This window comes from Clostridiales bacterium FE2011 (assembly GCA_017569305.1).
Taxonomy (GTDB): Bacteria; Bacillota; Clostridia; order Christensenellales; family Aristaeellaceae; genus Aristaeella.
Map to the genome: position 1 here is coordinate 457834 of CP069418.1, position 15212 is coordinate 473045.

The 15212-nt window shown below is 52.5% G+C and carries 17 protein-coding genes; 7 read left to right on the plus strand and 10 right to left on the minus strand.

The genetic code is table 11. The annotated features are described in order from the left end of the window. Positions 1–39: 39 nt before the first annotated feature. The 3 genes from JRC49_02100 to JRC49_02110 all read right to left on the minus strand — a co-directional run bounded on the left by JRC49_02100 (position 40) and on the right by JRC49_02110 (position 2811). Positions 40–483 (minus strand): hypothetical protein, encoded by a 444-nt coding sequence (locus JRC49_02100; GenBank protein ID QTE71645.1) that lies wholly within the window; start codon positions 481–483, stop codon positions 40–42. Between the two features lie 106 nt (positions 484–589). Beyond that, positions 590–2059, minus strand: a complete 1470-nt coding sequence (locus JRC49_02105; GenBank protein ID QTE71646.1) for an SH3 domain-containing protein — start codon at positions 2057–2059, stop codon at positions 590–592. An 89-nt stretch (positions 2060–2148) separates the two neighbouring features. Further along, on the minus strand, positions 2149–2811 hold the full coding sequence (locus tag JRC49_02110; protein ID QTE71647.1) for a lysoplasmalogenase: 663 nt from the start codon (positions 2809–2811) through the stop codon (positions 2149–2151). A gap of 291 nt (positions 2812–3102) precedes the next feature. On the opposite strand from JRC49_02110, the gene JRC49_02115 reads away from it, so the two are divergent. The 5 genes from JRC49_02115 (at position 3103) to JRC49_02135 (ending at position 8022) form a co-directional block, all read left to right on the plus strand. Beyond that, positions 3103–3543: a LytTR family transcriptional regulator gene (locus JRC49_02115; GenBank protein QTE71648.1), complete on the plus strand. Its 441-nt coding sequence runs from the start codon at positions 3103–3105 to the stop codon at positions 3541–3543. Continuing rightward, positions 3540–4004: a DUF3021 domain-containing protein gene (locus JRC49_02120; GenBank protein ID QTE71649.1), complete on the plus strand. Its 465-nt coding sequence runs from the start codon at positions 3540–3542 to the stop codon at positions 4002–4004. Before JRC49_02115 ends, JRC49_02120 begins: the two co-directional genes overlap by 4 nt. A gap of 226 nt (positions 4005–4230) precedes the next feature. Then, positions 4231–5436 carry an aminotransferase class I/II-fold pyridoxal phosphate-dependent enzyme gene (locus JRC49_02125; GenBank protein ID QTE71650.1) on the plus strand — a complete coding sequence of 402 codons (1206 nt, stop codon included), beginning with the start codon at positions 4231–4233 and terminating at the stop codon, positions 5434–5436. A 296-nt stretch (positions 5437–5732) separates the two neighbouring features. After that, positions 5733–6938, plus strand: coding sequence for a GGDEF domain-containing protein (locus tag JRC49_02130; GenBank protein QTE71651.1), 1206 nt, complete (start codon positions 5733–5735; stop codon positions 6936–6938). A gap of 1 nt (position 6939) precedes the next feature. Beyond that, a complete protein-coding gene (locus tag JRC49_02135) occupies positions 6940–8022 on the plus strand; it encodes a phosphotransferase (protein QTE71652.1) in 1083 nt (360 codons plus the stop codon). Here JRC49_02135 and JRC49_02140 read toward each other — a convergent pair whose 3' ends face one another. The 4 genes from JRC49_02140 to JRC49_02155 all read right to left on the minus strand — a co-directional run bounded on the left by JRC49_02140 (position 8023) and on the right by JRC49_02155 (position 11311). Continuing rightward, on the minus strand, positions 8023–8658 hold the full coding sequence (locus JRC49_02140) for a hypothetical protein (GenBank protein QTE71653.1): 636 nt from the start codon (positions 8656–8658) through the stop codon (positions 8023–8025). A 165-nt stretch (positions 8659–8823) separates the two neighbouring features. Then, on the minus strand, positions 8824–9381 hold the full coding sequence (locus JRC49_02145) for a leucine-rich repeat domain-containing protein (GenBank protein ID QTE71654.1): 558 nt from the start codon (positions 9379–9381) through the stop codon (positions 8824–8826). Positions 9382–9401: 20 nt separating this feature from the next. Next, positions 9402–9968: a DNA-3-methyladenine glycosylase I gene (locus tag JRC49_02150; GenBank protein QTE72769.1), complete on the minus strand. Its 567-nt coding sequence runs from the start codon at positions 9966–9968 to the stop codon at positions 9402–9404. A gap of 146 nt (positions 9969–10114) precedes the next feature. Continuing rightward, entirely contained in the window at positions 10115–11311 is a 1197-nt protein-coding gene (locus JRC49_02155) for a hypothetical protein (GenBank protein QTE71655.1), read from the minus strand. A gap of 218 nt (positions 11312–11529) precedes the next feature. Here JRC49_02155 and JRC49_02160 point away from each other — a divergent pair, with 218 nt between their 5' ends. Beyond that, positions 11530–11721 carry a helix-turn-helix transcriptional regulator gene (locus JRC49_02160; protein ID QTE71656.1) on the plus strand — a complete coding sequence of 64 codons (192 nt, stop codon included), beginning with the start codon at positions 11530–11532 and terminating at the stop codon, positions 11719–11721. Positions 11722–11879: 158 nt separating this feature from the next. Here JRC49_02160 and JRC49_02165 read toward each other — a convergent pair whose 3' ends face one another. The 3 genes from JRC49_02165 to JRC49_02175 all read right to left on the minus strand — a co-directional run bounded on the left by JRC49_02165 (position 11880) and on the right by JRC49_02175 (position 13706). Continuing rightward, positions 11880–12410 carry a flavodoxin gene (locus JRC49_02165; protein QTE71657.1) on the minus strand — a complete coding sequence of 177 codons (531 nt, stop codon included), beginning with the start codon at positions 12408–12410 and terminating at the stop codon, positions 11880–11882. Next, the gene (locus tag JRC49_02170) at positions 12407–12877 is read right to left on the minus strand and encodes a MarR family transcriptional regulator (protein QTE71658.1); all 471 of its coding nucleotides are present in this window, start codon (positions 12875–12877) and stop codon (positions 12407–12409) included. The genes JRC49_02165 and JRC49_02170 overlap by 4 nt, the downstream gene beginning before the upstream one ends. A 166-nt stretch (positions 12878–13043) precedes the next feature. Beyond that, positions 13044–13706 (minus strand): cysteine hydrolase, encoded by a 663-nt coding sequence (locus JRC49_02175; GenBank protein ID QTE71659.1) that lies wholly within the window; start codon positions 13704–13706, stop codon positions 13044–13046. A 334-nt stretch (positions 13707–14040) separates the two neighbouring features. On the opposite strand from JRC49_02175, the gene JRC49_02180 reads away from it, so the two are divergent. After that, the gene (locus tag JRC49_02180; protein ID QTE71660.1) at positions 14041–15162 is read left to right on the plus strand and encodes a hypothetical protein; all 1122 of its coding nucleotides are present in this window, start codon (positions 14041–14043) and stop codon (positions 15160–15162) included. Positions 15163–15212 lie beyond the last annotated feature (50 nt).

The following is a 15212-nucleotide window of genomic DNA, read 5'->3' on the forward strand; positions in this document are numbered from 1 at the left end:
AAGGAAAAAGCTGACAGGATAATCTGTCAGCTTTGAGAATCAGTATGGATACTGGTAGAGGATCTTGACGTATTTGTCCATCCCGTCAAACAGCATCTTTTTCTGTGTTTCTTTGTCCACAGGATTCGATCCCATGCGGTCGTATGCATAGATGCTCATATCGTCCGGGGTATCCATCGACCATACACGGATATATTTCAGTTTTTCCGGATCATTGTTTTCCTCAACAAACAGCCGGACATATTCCGTTCCGTTTTCGCAGAAAACCACCTTTTCACCCCGCACATGCTCCCAGTTTACTTCCGACTGCTCCGCCCGTGTTTTGAGAAAAACCTGCGTATCTTCCGGCAGCTTAACGGCCTCGATGGCCCTTTCTGCCCGGCGGCACGAGATATAGGGCGCAATGACGCCGACGTAAACCCAGCCGATGATGATCAGTGCACATAACGCAATCACGGCGATTAAGAGCTTCTTCTCTCTCATATACGCTCTCCTTATTCATAAAAATTGTCACACGAAAAAAGCTGACAGGAAGTCCTGTCAACTTAACGATTGAAACCGCCTTTTTCTTCCTGATCCGGAAAACGCCTTACGGGAAGCTCAGGTAACGGCTCATCATATAACCGATTTCGCCCTTATATTTCACGATTGTCCAGATCTCCCCGCGCAGGAGGACCTCCACCTTCGTCTTCGCCTTCACCTGGTACAGCACCTTGGCTTCCGGATCGGGTTCCGTCCGCATCCGGACCGCGGAGCTGACCTTGGCAAAGATGCCTGTTTCCGTATTCACAGGCTCCAGCACACCGCTTTTCCAGATCTCGATATAACGGCCGTCCTCCGTCTCGCACAGATAGATTTCGGTCGTGTCCGAATGGCTGCTCATGGGAGGCACAACGCCGAATACATTCAGCAGCGTTCCCGCTGGCAGCCCCGCGTATTCTCCATCTTCATAAAAGCGGACGCCCCTCTCGTCCCCGCCCAGGTCCTGCTTCAGACGCACCTGGGTGATGCCGCTCTGCTCTATATTTTTACCGTCAAAGGACAGATACTCTTTCATAACACAGCCGGTTAGCCTGTATCCGCCGTTAGGACCGGTGAAAAAGATCACCGCCCACTGGTCGCTCTGGGAGATCACATGTACCGGTATGCCGGAACAGAGTTTCGCGTGGGAAACCGCGTCCTTGTCCGCGGAGTACCGGACGTTCAGCCGGTCCAGCACGCCTTCGCATTTCACCCAGGCTGTCGGATAGGAATGTGCTCCTTCCGGATCCAGGAAGCGTTTTTCCACAAACATCCCATACTCCAGCTGTACCCAGTCTCCCAGGTCCCGCAGAACAGTCACTTCCGTATTTTCTGTATATCCATAATAAGTGGACTGTTCATTGTATCCATTCGCCGAGGTCGTAAAGTATACCGGCTCTTTTTCGGAAGCATAAACTGTCTGAACCGGGAGTTTGTCATAGATAAACGGGAAATCGCGCTGTTCCGTCGTCAGGTCAGAAACTTTGCGTACCGCGTTTTTCGCCACAAAGCCCGCAGAATAGGCTTCCACCAGGTAATCGTTTCCAAATTCACCGCATACCCTGACCAGGGTGCCTTTCGCATGGCGGACCAATACATGTTTGTTCTGTGGTGTACTGTAAACAGGCGAATCGTCTTCGATGATTTCCGCCAGAAAGATATCGCAGGGCAGATTTTTTTCCCATTCAGCATAGTCTGCATCCCATTGATCGTTGTCCATTCCGTCGTGCCATTCCGGTTCCGGAATCTGGGAGGATTTTTTCAGATCGATCCACACCGAATAATTGCCGGTCAGATAGCATTCATATCTCCCGTTGGTCTGATCCAGGGACAGTTCGTTGTCATATCCGTTGTACAGGATTCCGGCCTTTGTTGATCCTGAAGAAGCCGTATACACGGAGATCCCGTTCCCTTTCTTCACCGCCACATGCAACGGGTTCGAGCCGGCCAACGCCGTCCCTGCCCACAGAAGCAGTCCAAAGAGCAGCAGCCATACCGGCACAAGCATAAAGAGACGTTTCTGTTTTGTGGTTTTCATCGTCAGCCACCTCCGTTTATTGAAACGGGATACAGCATCCATTTCTTCCCAATAAAAAACAGCAGGAAATACATTCCTGCTGCCGTTTCTCACTTCAAAAACATCAGGCTCAGGGCAATCAGGATCTGCCCGGCATAATACAGGCTGATGTTTGTTACCCGCAGGCTCTGCTTCGTTTCCTTGCCGAAGGTATTCAGGATGAGGACAATATCGCTGAGCAGGAACAGGATGGCCCCGGCCGCGAACACAGCATTGAAGGCCGACGGCGAAACAATCAGGTTCCCGATGGCTACGCAGTTCAGCAGCACAATGGCGCCGATATAGACCACGCCGAAGATCTTGAACGCCTTCTTTGCCGTGATCTGCTTGAAAATCCACGTCATCAGCAGGGCTGTGAGGATGACCCCGGCGATCACGCAGATCCACCAGTGCGCCGCGCCCCTCATCACCGCGACCAGGTACAGGATATGCCCGCTGAGGAATACCAGGATGCCGATCAGGAAGATGGGCTGTCCTTTTTCAGGAAAGACCAGACGGAGATTCAGCAACACGTCCGCAATGGCGCCCAGCAGCAGGCCGGTTGTGATCAGCTGTGCGGTTTTCGACCCGTTGGAAAGCAGGAAACCCAGAATCACAAAGCAGGCGGATGCCAGGCCCTTCAGGATTACCGCCGGAACATATTCCTTCTTACTTTCCTTCATCAGGAACAATACCATCAGGCACAGGCATACCGGGATCAGCGCATACATCATCGTCGAATCCTCCTGTATATTCTTTTGATTGTCTTTCTGTCTTTCAGTATCATATCACCCATCCCCTTACAGAGGCAAGGCAAAACATACTTTCACATCCGGGCGTAAGCACGGATATTTCACATTGAGCCGCAGGCTCAATATTTCACATTTGACGAAGTCATATATTTCACATCGCGAAGCGATATTTCATCCGTTTATGTTTCTTTTTCGACCACTTGTCGCAAAACAGTGGAAAACCTTTCCCCTTTCCCATATAATGCAATCACCCGGGAGAAAGGAGCCAGAAAAGTGCAGGTTGAAGTCAGAATCGATCCATCGGTCACAGAACCAAAGGTGATTGTCATGGCAAATGAGCTCACGGAGGAAGTCAATGCCCTGGTACAGGCATTGTCCGAATCCGAGCCAAAGATGATCGCCGGTTTCCGTGAGGACACCGTCACCGTTCTGGACGAAAAGGATATCCTCAGGATTTACGCCGCGAACGGCAAGGTATACGCCGTGCTTCCCACGGGTGAATACACGCTTCGGCTTCGCCTTTACGAAGCCGAGGAGCGGCTGAAGTCCTCGCGCTTTGTGCGGATTTCCAACTCGGAAATCATCAACCTGAAAAAGGTCAGGAGCTTTGACCTGAGCTTTACCGGCACAATCTGCGTCATACTGGCTGACGGAAGCAAAACCTACGTTTCAAGACGTTATGTGTCAAAAATCAAGGAGGTATTGGGCATATGAATAAACAGCTCTGGAATAAAGCGCTGCGGCGCGCCCTGATCGGCATGCCCATCGGACTGCTGATCAGCACCGTGATTACCATTATCATTTCCCTGTGCAAGGGAGACGGACATTACTATGCGGTTGTCCCCGCGTTGATTGAGGACTGCGGTTCCGAAATCAACGCCGTACTGATCCAGTTTATCTGCTCCCTGCTGTACGGCGCGGTCTTCGCCGGCGCGACCGTCATCTGGGAAACAGACTGGAGCCTGACGAAGATGACCGTGGTTCACCTGCTGGTGGTCGCCCTGATCACCCTGCCGATCGCCTATTTCATGCAGTGGATGAAGCACAGCCTTGGCGGCTTCCTGACCTACATCGGCATCTTCCTGGCCATCTACGCGGCCATCTGGATTATTGAGTACAACCGCATGCGCAAAGGCGTCAACGACCTGAACCGGAAAATGAAAGAGAACGTATGATCTTCACCGTCCGCTTCGCGCGGGCGGTTTTTCTTTTACAGAATCAGGAAACAACTTACTCTCATATCCGGGCGTAAGCCCGAATATTTCACATTGAGCCGTTTGCGGCTCAATATTTCATATTTGACGGAAGTCAAATATTTCACAAATCAGCGAAGCTGATTTATTTCATTTACACCCTTACTCTATGCTATAATACTGTCATCTCTTATTTGGGAGGCCTCACATGAAATACGATTTTACCACCCTTCCCGACCGCCGCGGAACAAATGCCATTGCCCTGGATGACATCGGACATGAAGGGGCGCCCGGTGCGCCGAAGGAAGGCTTTGACGCCATCCCCATGTGGGTGGCGGATATGAACTTTGCCACCTGTCCCGCGATTCAGGAAGAGATTATCCGCCGGGTACAGCACCCGGCCTTCGGATACTTCAATATCTCAGATCAGTATTACCAGTCCATCATCCGCTGGCAGGAAAAGCGCAACGGCGTTACCGGCCTGGAAAAGAAACACATCGGCTATGAAAACGGCGTGCTGGGCGGAGTGCTCTCCACCCTGAATGTGCTGTGCTCCCGCGGAGACAACGTACTGATCCAGACGCCCCATTACATCGGCTTCACCCATGCCCTGCATTATAATGGCTACCATCTCGTTCACAACCCACTGGTCAGGGACGCGGACGGCGTCTGGCGGATGGACTACGAGGACATGGAAAAGAAGATTGTGGAAAACAAAATTCACGCGGCCATCTTCTGCAGCCCCCACAATCCCTGCGGCCGGGTCTGGGAACCGGAGGAGATCCGGAAAGCCATGGAGATCTTTGAAAAGCATGACGTGTGGGTGATTTCAGACGAAATCTGGTCTGACCTGACCCTCAACGGGCATAAGCACATGCCGGTTCAGTCCGTCTCCGAATATGCCCGGAACCACACCGCCGCCTTCTACGCCCCGTCCAAAACCTTCAACCTGGCCGGACTGGTAGGCAGCTACCACATCATCTATAACGACTGGCTCCGGGATCGCCAGGGCAAGGCGTCCACCATGAGCGATTACAACAACATGAACGTACTTTCCATGCACGCACTCATCGGTGCCTACGGTCCGGAAGGCGAAGAATGGGTGGATGAGCTCCGCGAAACCCTGAGCGGCAACATCAACTTTGCCTGTAACTTTATCCGGGATCACTTCCCGGGCGTCTCCGTCATGAAGCCGGAAGGCACCTATATGCTCTTCCTGGACTGCGAGGAATGGTGCAAGGCCCATAACCTGACCATTGATGAGCTGCTGGTTCAGGGAACCGATGTGGGCGTCGCCTGGCAGCCCGGCTGGCTGTTCAACGGTCCCTGGTGTATCCGGATGAACCTGGCCCTGCCCCTGTACAAAGTGCAGGAGGCCTTCGGCCGGCTGGAGCAGTATGTGTTCCGGACATAATCTTTGGACAGGATCAAAAGCAAACCAAACCTGCGGTGTTCAGTTGTGCTCCGCAGGTTTTTACAATTCTGTAAAAAATGCCTGAAACCGTTGAAATGTCTGTACATTAGGCTTTTGGATTTGCGCCTGATATGGTATAATACCGCCATGTCAGAAAGTGTACCGGTTATAGATGTAATATCCGGCACAAATGATAAACCGATTCTGACAGTTTCCATGCAATCGTTTTCTTCGGATCATTTTCAGGTCCGGCGATTGGCTGGAACTTTTGAATAAATTTTCAGGAAGTTGCTTGAATGACCTACTCGACGACCGGCCTGCTGGCCCTGCTGGTACACGTAATCGTCAACTACGACGTTATACGAAACGCCCACTACCGGAAAGGTACCCCTGCCGCGGACGCATACCGCGGACTGATTCTGGCCGTGGCGCTGTTCTATATAGCAGATATCCTGTGGGGCGTCTTCTATGACGCCCGTCTTGTTGCGCTTACAACGGCGGACACCGTGCTGTATTTTGTTGCCATGGCCGCCACCGTGTTCATGTGGACCCGGTATGTGTTCCTTTACCTGAAGCTGAACGGCAAGCTCATGCAGTTCCTTTCCATCGCCGGATGGATGTTCCTGGTACTGGTGGGCCTGGTCCTGTTCCTCAATATCTTCGCCCCCCTGATGTTCTGGTTTGACCCCGCGGGCAACTACCACGCGGGCATGATGCGGTACATCCTGCTGGGACTCCAGGTACTGCTGTTTATTGCCACCGCCATCTATGTTTTCGTCGTTTCCCGGAAAGCTGAAAAAGCCATCAAACGCCACTACAAAGCCATCGGATCCTTTGGGGTCACGATGACCGTGATGGTTGTGCTTCAGGTGCTTTATCCCCTGCTTCCCATGTATTCCATGGGCTGTCTGCTGAGCGTCTGCATCCTGCACACCTTTGTTGTGGGCGATATGAAGGAAGACCGCCGCAAGGAGCTGGAGGAAATACTGGCTCGCGAGCAGCGCCAGAAGATGGAGCTGGGCTCCGCCCGGCACCTGGCCTATACCGACTCCCTGACCGGTGTGAAGAATACCCATGCCTACGTTGAAACAGAAAAGCACCTGGATGAGCGGATCGCCGACGGAAGCATCCGGGAATTCGGCGTGGTTGTCTTTGATATGAACGGCCTGAAGCAGGTAAACGACACCCTGGGCCATGAGGCCGGAGACCGGTACATCCAGGAAGCGTGCAAAATGATCTGCAGGCAGTTCCAGCACAGCCCCGTATACCGCATCGGCGGCGACGAGTTTGTGGCCCTGCTGGAGGGAGAAGACTACCGGAACCGGTCAATCCTGATGTCAGCCTTTGAAACCCATGTGGAGATGAACGTTCATTGCGGCAATGCCGTGGTTGCCAGCGGCCTGGCGGAGTTCCGGCCCGGCCAGGACAACAGTTACCGCCGTGTGTTTGAGCGGGCAGACCGGCATATGTATGAACGTAAGAGCATCCTGAAGGCAATGTAATATGAACTATCCTCAAGATTCTTTTCAGACAGGCGACCGGTTCCCGGAAGGGGTTCCGGTTCCCCGGCGTGCGGATATTATCCCGATCCTCAGGGATTACGGTATATCCTGTACAGGGGCAATACGACTGATCGATACTACGCGGAGCCCTTCTGATATCCGGTTGAATTATATCATCGGAAACAAGTGGGTGCTCCGTTTCTGTGTCGCACCGGATATGACGGAATCAAGACTGGATGACCTGTCCCGGCTGGTGCAGAGATATCTGGAATCCGGTATCTGCTGTCCCCGTTTCCTGGCTGATCCTTTTGGAAACTACCTGCATTCCTGGAACGGAATGAAATGCTATCTGACCGAATATATCGACATGCCGCTTGCCGGCAGCGAGGATATAAAGAACAAGCCGGAGCTTGTGCATGAGATACAGGCTTCCGTTGCCCGCTTTGCACAAAGAAACAAAAACGCAGATCTGTCGCCCGTTATGGGTATGTACAGTCTTTTTGACCTGTCCCCTTTTGACCTTCCCGGCGGCATTGATGAAAAGCAGGAGAACTTCAACACGCTGATCAGTCTCCTGAAGGATCTGAAGCAAGATGCTCTCGCGGAGAAGCTGCAGGCACGGCATGAGGATATCCGGAGCAAGCTGAAATCCGTATACAGAGAGCTGCCGAAATGCGTCTTCCAGGGTGATGAGAACTTCTCCAATATCCTGATCGACGCGGATCAGCATTTTGCCGGATTTATCGACTTCAACCTGGCCGGAACAGAAGTCATTGTTAATCAGCTGGTCAATCTGGCAGGCTTCGATTACGATGAGGAAAACAAAGAACCGGAGACTGCAAGTCTCCGGCTGAATAAAGCGCTTCTTTCCTATCGGGAGCAAATGAGCGCCATGCTCCGGATCTATCAGGCTGATGATCTGGAAAGGCAGGCCCTCGTATGGTATGCCTGGATTGTCATGATTGCCCAATGGCCGGTATTATGCTATTTCAGGTATGCCCTCGGCACCGATCTGAAAAGTGAAATACTCAGCCTGCTTTCATTGATTGCCAAACTGCCCGAAGAGCAGCTGGCTGTCATCTGATTATTCCAGCGCCGTCATCTCCACGGGGCAGATGATGTTCCTCCATTCGTCGATCTTCTTCAGGGCCTCCGCCTCTTCGATCTCCGCGTCATTCAGCGTCCAGGTGACGGTATCCGTATCGATATCGGTGAAGCAGATAATGGTTTCCTGTTCACTCTTCTCCAGGCCGCGGATGAGGCAGTGCTCAAAAATGCTCTCAAACGCGCTGTTGGCGCCTTCGAAATACAGGCCGTAGCATTTTTTGCCGCCCTCCGCCGTCAGGTACATGCGGTTGCGTTCCCAGCCCCGCTCAAACAGCTGGGCTTTGCCCTCCGCCATGGTCCAGATGTCAAAAATCCAGAGGACGTCTGTTTCCGGATCATAAGCGGTACGGCCGATCAGCAGCTCGTCTTCCCCGTCTTCATCCAGGTCCTCAAGCGCCCAGCCGACTTTCTGATTGCTGTAGTGGTTCTCCAGATAAATGACCGAATTGAAATCCTCATTTTCCAGCGTGTCCGGATCCCCGGCCATGCCCTTCTTTACCATGTCCAGGACCTGCTCATAGGCCTCGGGCATGGTTTTTTCATTTTCAGCCCCAGCCAGGCAGGCTGTGCAGCAGAGTACAGCGGTCATCAGCAAAAGACAAAGTTTATTCATTCCATTAACTCCTCAACACAATCAGTTCTTATCCGGTTTTTCCGGATGCTTAATCAACGATCCGGTCACCTGTGTGCTTCCTGAAATAGAGCTTACGTTTTCGTAATGGAGCCGTGAGCATCATAATATGTTGTTCTTTTATCCCGCCATTCTTCCGCTGCGGTTTCATTCCTCATACCTGCATTCCAGGCCGTTTTCCTTGCAATACTGTTCCGCAAAGCTTCCCCTGCCCACCGTAACACTTTTCAGGTCAAGGCAGTTCTGGAACGCGTCTTTTCCGATCCGCTCCACCGAATCCGGCAGGTTCAGGTCTTTCAGTGCGGCACAGTTATGAAAAGCCAGGGTGCCGATCTGGGTCACCGTATCCGGCAGCCGGACGCTGAGCAGCTCCGGATGGCCGGAAAAAGCGCAGTATCCGATGGAGGTGACCCCGTCCCGAACCACAACATGTTTTATATCTTCCAGGTCCCAGGGGCTGTTTGTACCGATGGATGCGCTGTCCGGCTGGCCGCCGTATTTGGTGCGATGGACCTCGCTGTAATTGTCCATTGATCCGGTTCCGGAAATGGTCAGCGTTCCCTGTTCAAGCTTCCAGGACAGATTTTTGCCGCAGCTTCCCTCGCCGGCAGACGGAGCACGTCCCTTGTCGTGGAGTACAAAAAACAGGGCCAGCAGTACCGCGCACAGCAGACAGGCAATCAGGGCAAACTTCCGTGTTTTCATCCGTGCTTCCTCCGTCCATCTTATCCTTCCCGGTCCCTGCGCTTCCGCACGGTAGGATTGGCCGCGTTGATCCGTTGATAGCAGGGGCAGTTCTGATCATGATCGTTCACGATGCCGCAGGCCTGCAGGTGGGCATACACCGTTATGCTGCCCATATACTTGAAGCCGTATTTCTTCAGCTCCTTCGCAATCTCATCCGACAGGCCGTTCTTTGCCGGGATTCCCTTGCTTTCATGGCCGATGTACAGAACCGTCTTTCCGCCGGTGTGCTTCCACAGCCAGTCGCAGAAGCTGCCGTGTTCCGCCCGGATCTTCCGGAAGCACCGGGCATTGTTGATCACCGCCTCAATCTTCTGGCGGGAGCGGATCATCCCCTCCGTGTTCAGGATGCGTTCCACGTCCGCCTCGTCATAGGCCGCGATTTTGTCATAATCAAACCCGTCAAAACAGGCGCGGAAGATCTCCCGCTTCTTCAGCATCAGGGACCAGGACAGGCCGCACTGCATGGCTTCCATCATCAGGTGCTCAAACATTTTCCGGTCGTCATGCACCGGTACACCCCACTCCGTATCATGGTAAACCTTCATTGCCTCGAAGGTGAAACCCCAGTCGCAGTTTCCCATCTGTGATCCTCCGTTTTGATTGCTGCACCCATCATATCACGTTATACCGCCCGAAAGCAAAACCGCCGCATACGTTTTATGCGGCGGCCTGTTCATTGTTTATTTACAGATCAGACTTCAGGCACTTTTATGAGAACGTCATTCCTCGTGGCGTAACCATATTCTTCTCCTTCGAACACAGACGCGATCCCCCATAATTCGTCCTTCATAGGCACAAGCTGAATCCCTTCAATAACAAGGTTTTTCTGTTCCGGGTCTTCAAAAAACGCCAGCAGATCATCCGGCATCATTTCTGTCTTCCCCAGTTCATTGCCACTCTCATCAAACCAGTGGAATCTCCATACGTACCGCTGTGTTCCGTTATATGCGGGCTGTTCATATACCAAGACAGTTTTCCCATTATACATCGTCATTCCATAAAACCACACGGACTCTTCTTCATCCACCGGTTTTGTCCAGATAACATTTCCGTCCCGATCGAGTTTTGTTATCGCCGTTCGCATGCTCCTCCCGTTTGTTTCAGGCTGGTTAATATCATTATATTGTACGATCAGATATCCGCTGTCCTCTGTCCTCACAGGGCAATCAATCTCCGGCTCAATATCATCCTGCCACGGACTGGGTATTGTTTTCTTCCAGATCACATTGCCCTGTAAGTCTGTCCTCGTGATATTATCTTTCGTTTCATCTGTCCAGCGGGAACCGAACAGAATCAGCCCGTCTTCCTCCTCAATCATGCAGTATGGATGGTGCATACCTCCCTCGCCGCCAAATCGGGTAATCACATTGCCATCCCAGTCAATCATATCACTCCAGCTTTCTTTCTCTGTCTGGTGATTCCTCACCAGGTACGAGGGAGTAACATTATTGATGGTCACATATTCATCCGAGGTCAGCACTACTTCCTTTCCGGTCGGTTTGCCGTCCTGGGTGAAAAATTTCAGCGACTGCCTTGAGATGGTATCTTCATTTTCTCCTGTCTGCCAGAACCATACTCCGATGGTTCCATCCGGCAGTACATGTGCATGATAAAAGCCAACCGTTCCCACAGTCTCGTCCAGGTATTCCCAGCTTACCGTACAGTCCTGATTCAGGCATACAAGCCATGCCTGGTCCTGATCGTCCTGTTCTTTGGCTGACCGGTTTCCGGCAAACAGCAGCCGTCCGTCCGGCAGCGTATCCCACCATACCAGTCTCTCATAGCCTTCCTTACCTATATCCACGATTGTATCTGCATATGCAGAGCAGACCATCAGTACCGCACACAGGCAGGCTGTCAGTATCCTCATCCACAGATTACGCTTCATATACTTTCTCCTTTTCCTGTTATCAGGGATATCATTGATTCAACGTTTTACTCTGAATATCTGTTCCTGATGCTTTTGCACGGGAAGAATCCGGACTTCCCATACGTTCATATAGTATGTTCACTGATTTCACAATCAGTTCACTGCGTTTTCACAAAAGAGAATTATGCTTTATTCAGATGATCAGAGAAAGTCAAACAACGACAGGAGGTATATCAATGTTTGCCGAGAAGATCAGGGAATTAAGGCAGTCCCGCAATTTGAGTGAAGCTGCGCTGGATGAAATCTTCGGTCTGATGCGCGGCACCGTGTCCAACTGGGAACACGGGTTTTCTGTTCCGGATGAGGAGCTGATTGACGACATTGCCGACTACTTCAAGGTCAAGCGGTCCGAGCTGATCGGCGCCTGACGCTGCAGTCTCCTTTCCATGTAAGAAGGAGGCCTTCCCTCTTGAACATAAAGGCATTCATGCATCGGTACCTGCATGAATGCCATCTTTGCGTTGAGTTGTCCCTGACAGATCGCCGCCAGTAAAATACCCGGCTTCATTCCGAAGCCGGGATTTTCTTATGCTTCCAGGTAAGCGATAATCGGTTCAATGAACCGGATATCCGCCAGGTCATGGTTCTGCGCAATGAATTCTCCCATTTCCTTATCCTTGGCTGTCGCGTTCTTCTTATTCTTCAGGGAATTGGCGAACATCTTCATGGCCATCCTGTAAGGGAAGCTCATCCGCTCATAATTGATACCGCCCTGGCAGTAGAACGCTTTGATATACTGCCGCTGTTCATCCGTCAGCAGCTGTTTCAGGGATTCAGCCACCTCCGGAGTACCGTCCGGGCTGCAGCCGACAGCGAAAACAGCCAGTTTCTTCCCCTTCCAGCCGGGAGCCTTCCCCAGAAACCAGGTGGACTTCGCCACTTTCCCTGCCATGCACCATCCACCGTAGACGATGGCGTCATATCCGCCAAAGAAGCTGTCCGGCTTCTTCTTCGCCTCCTTCAGGTCCAGGATGTCCGCGTTCATTCTTTCCGCGATCCATTCGGCATAGCGCTTCGTAAAGCCCGTCTGGGAAGTGTAAATCACGATTGTTTTCATAGCTTGCTCACATTCCTTTCCATGGTCATGATGGTCTCTATAGTGGTCTTCAGCTTGTCTTCATCAATGCCTTCAAAGATGCGGCCGATGATTGCCTGGCTGGGCGCGTCGTTTTTCTCACAGAACTGCCGGCAATAATCCGTCAGCACAACCCGCTGCTTCCGCCGGTCCTTTCCGTCCGTTGTCATGGAGACAAAGCCCTTGCGCTCCAGCTTCAGCAGGATCTGCTTCACGTTCTGGTGGGAGCTGCCCATGATCTCCGCCAGATCGTTCAGCGTGGGCGGCTCTTTACACAGCTTGACGCAGATGATGGCAAAGAACTGTTTCCAGGTGATCTCCTTCATAAAGCTGTCCGCGGAAGCCTGGTACCGGTTATCAAAGGCGCTCAGGAGACCCAGCAGGAACGCCTGCGGCGGCATCTGCCCGAACTCCACCTTGCCCATGCCCATCGCTTCATCATAATTCATAAGATCTTCTCACCTTCTTTTTTTAAAGCATGTAATATATTACATGTTTAGATTATATGTAACATATTACTTATTTTCTGTCAACCTTTTTCTGCCTGTTTCCATAAATAAGAACCGGCCTTTACAGGCCGGCTCCGGCAGGAAACATCATACAGGGGGCCAGGATTTATTCCGCCGCCTTTTCCAGATATGCGGCACTATCCAGGATCGTGGTCTGCACATAATCCAGTCCTGCCAGCACACTGACAACCGCCGCCTCCAGGTCATCACTGCAGCCGGCGCAGGCGTCTGTGATATAAACCACCGGGCAGCCCAGGTCGATTGCCTCAAAGGCGGTGGACAGGACGCAGCACTCGCTGACCACGCCCGTCAGCACAACGGAGCCGCCGCGCGCGGTGCACTGCTCCGCTGCCTCCCGGATTTCCGGAACAGTCATGGACGAATATGTGGACTTGGAGAAGACGGGATACTGTGTAAGGTATGGTGCCAGTTCAGGAACCATCTCATTCATCCATACGTCCTCATTGACCTCCCGGTTGATGACGTTATAGTCCTTCCATGTGCCGACAGGATCCTGCGGCGCGTCAAAACGGGTAAAAATGACCTCCGAAAACCGGCCGGATTCAATCAGGGCAATGATCTGTTCCGTTGCACGGGCCATATTGGGGCAGGTCCAGGGGCCTTCCGCCGTATAGGCGTTCTGCATGTCAATCACCAGCAGCAGATCACCGCCGGCCTGCTCCGCCAGTCCCCCCGTGCAGGCAAAGCAAAAAACAACCGTCAACAGTGCGCAAAGGAAAACACTGAATGCTTTTGTCCCTCTGGTCATGCTTATGATTCCTCCTTTTTCAATTGTCATCTGCCGTAAAGAAACACCGGTTCAGTACCGTCTCCATTCCGTTCCCGCAGCGGAATAGATTGCCCCCTTTATGACGACTGCATACAGAATACAAATTGCTCTGGATCAATTATATCATGCCTCTTCTGCCTCGGCCGATGCCAAAATGGAAGCTAATGATACAAGTTTTGCATGTTTCCGGTAAATAATCATTTTTGAACAAATGGAAGGAAAGCCTCCCCTGTTTCGTACGATATAGTGAAGACATTCATTTCACTGCAGCACATGATATGATGAAAATAAGGAAAAAACGGAGGAATATGTTATGAAGCGGTTTCTTGCAGTTATGCTGGCAGCAATCCTGCTGATCCCGGCCGCGGCCGCGTTTGCGGACGGCTACAGCGCCACGGACCAGGTCACCATCCCTGATCAGATCCACGAAGCCCTGAAGAAAGAAGCCCTTTCCGGCTACACGGCGACAAGCTACCTGGAGCATTCCGGCTCCGCCTTTGTCGTCATGCAGGCAGAAAACGGAACCAACATCCTGTACGTCCTGAATCCGAAGGGCAGCGGCTGGTCCATCTACGCAAAGACCGGCAAGGCCATTCCCCAGGGCACCGGGCTGGTAACCGTTGAAGAAGACTGGGAAAAGGGCGGCATCGTCCTCATCCAGAACTATGAACACCCCTATAACGCGGCCTCTGACATCCACAGCTTTGAAAAGCGGGCCTATTATAATAAGCAGAAAAACGGCACCTGGCAGCTGTGGAAATTCCGCGATGAAATCGCCTGGGTCACCATCGTGGCCTCTGAAACCCGCCTTGCCTACTACGGCGGCCAGGACGCCGAAGAGTACCAGGGCAGCGCCTACGGCACCGTGCAGACAGACCTGCGGTATGTAAACCTGAGCAGCCTGCCCGGCACGCTGAAGGAAGCACGGAACAAGCTGACCATCGCCCCCACGCTTCCGGGCGGAACGCTGTCCGCGGAAGTGATCAAATTCACCGGCGGCAAGAAGTACGAAGTCTATTCCGGCCCGGGTGAAAACTACCTGCGCGGCGCAAACGGAAAGGCGACCGTCTCCACCAACGACTGGATCCAGGTTTTCGGGGAGCAGAACGGCTGGATCATGATCCAGTACGCCATCGACGCCTCCCACTACCGCGTCGGCTATATCCAGTCCAAGGCCCTGCCGAAGAAGGCGGAAGTTTCCCCGCTGCCCCTGATCGGCGATGTCCGCACGGTGCTGCAGACCGCGACGGTAACGGATGACCCGCTGTTCTCCGGTGAATCCATCGCCGTCCTTTCCGAAGGCGCCGAGGTCACGTTGCTGGGAATCCTGGGGGATTACGCCTACATTGAAGGAAATGCCAACGGCCTGTTCCGCGGCTTTGTCCCCGTCGCTTCCCTCTCCGCCCCGGAACTCACCGGAGAAGAAAACGGCTGACGAACCACACGCATAAAACAAACCGGCTTCATCATGAAGCCGGTTTGTTG

What these genes read in the sequence shown, in the direction of transcription:
- JRC49_02100 (QTE71645.1), bottom strand. Translation starts at nt 483, where the DNA reads ATGAGAGAGAAGAAGCTCTTAATCGCCGTGATTGCGTTATGTGCACTG.
- JRC49_02105 (QTE71646.1), bottom strand. Translation starts at nt 2,059, where the DNA reads ATGAAAACCACAAAACAGAAACGTCTCTTTATGCTTGTGCCGGTATGG.
- JRC49_02110 (QTE71647.1), bottom strand. Translation starts at nt 2,811, where the DNA reads ATGATGTATGCGCTGATCCCGGTATGCCTGTGCCTGATGGTATTGTTC.
- JRC49_02120 (QTE71649.1), top strand. Translation starts at nt 3,540, where the DNA reads ATGAATAAACAGCTCTGGAATAAAGCGCTGCGGCGCGCCCTGATCGGC.
- JRC49_02125 (QTE71650.1), top strand. Translation starts at nt 4,231, where the DNA reads ATGAAATACGATTTTACCACCCTTCCCGACCGCCGCGGAACAAATGCC.
- JRC49_02130 (QTE71651.1), top strand. Translation starts at nt 5,733, where the DNA reads ATGACCTACTCGACGACCGGCCTGCTGGCCCTGCTGGTACACGTAATC.
- JRC49_02135 (QTE71652.1), top strand. Translation starts at nt 6,940, where the DNA reads ATGAACTATCCTCAAGATTCTTTTCAGACAGGCGACCGGTTCCCGGAA.
- JRC49_02140 (QTE71653.1), bottom strand. Translation starts at nt 8,658, where the DNA reads ATGAATAAACTTTGTCTTTTGCTGATGACCGCTGTACTCTGCTGCACA.
- JRC49_02145 (QTE71654.1), bottom strand. Translation starts at nt 9,381, where the DNA reads ATGAAAACACGGAAGTTTGCCCTGATTGCCTGTCTGCTGTGCGCGGTA.
- JRC49_02150 (QTE72769.1), bottom strand. Translation starts at nt 9,968, where the DNA reads ATGAAGGTTTACCATGATACGGAGTGGGGTGTACCGGTGCATGACGAC.
- JRC49_02155 (QTE71655.1), bottom strand. Translation starts at nt 11,311, where the DNA reads ATGAAGCGTAATCTGTGGATGAGGATACTGACAGCCTGCCTGTGTGCG.
- JRC49_02160 (QTE71656.1), top strand. Translation starts at nt 11,530, where the DNA reads ATGTTTGCCGAGAAGATCAGGGAATTAAGGCAGTCCCGCAATTTGAGT.
- JRC49_02165 (QTE71657.1), bottom strand. Translation starts at nt 12,410, where the DNA reads ATGAAAACAATCGTGATTTACACTTCCCAGACGGGCTTTACGAAGCGC.
- JRC49_02170 (QTE71658.1), bottom strand. Translation starts at nt 12,877, where the DNA reads ATGAATTATGATGAAGCGATGGGCATGGGCAAGGTGGAGTTCGGGCAG.
- JRC49_02175 (QTE71659.1), bottom strand. Translation starts at nt 13,706, where the DNA reads ATGACCAGAGGGACAAAAGCATTCAGTGTTTTCCTTTGCGCACTGTTG.
- JRC49_02180 (QTE71660.1), top strand. Translation starts at nt 14,041, where the DNA reads ATGAAGCGGTTTCTTGCAGTTATGCTGGCAGCAATCCTGCTGATCCCG.